This window comes from Rhodococcus sp. P4_F3_2 (genome assembly GCF_056401335.1).
Genome location: NZ_JBFUJN010000233.1, coordinates 1 through 420 on the forward strand (window position 1 = coordinate 1; position 420 = coordinate 420).

At 30.5% G+C, this 420-nt stretch carries 1 protein-coding gene; it reads right to left on the bottom strand.

Annotation, left to right across the window (positions count from 1 at the left end):
• Nucleotides 1-206 precede the first annotated feature (206 nt).
• Nucleotides 207-420 (bottom strand): hypothetical protein (locus AC1DWA_RS33540; protein WP_477917832.1); only part of this gene is annotated, 214 nt, incomplete at its 5' end.

Here is a 420-nt window from a genome sequence, read left to right on the forward strand (position 1 = left end):
ACTGTTGATTGGACAATTTCAATCGTTTTAGAATCAAGCATATAACATCCACCTTTTAAGAATTTTTCATATGTATTAATCTTTTTTAATACTACAATTTAATATGGCTAAATTTGGATTATCCTATACTGGAATGAAAATACTAACTTTAGTTACCGTAATGAATAGGTTTTTTAAGAAACAACTTTATTAGATTTGACATTACTTTAATTTGGCTTTTCAACAAGTATCCAAGGGACTTCTATCTCAAAATCAAGTTGAAGTACGGGTCTGGTAAATCCGCCAGGGACAAATTCTAAATCGTTGGAAAAGCCAATATGTAGGTTATTGCTTATTTCAATTGCACCATCTGAATTCATAATTTCAAGAGGTGTTTTGTTAGATACCTTACCTACCATATGATAGCAGCCAATATAGAAG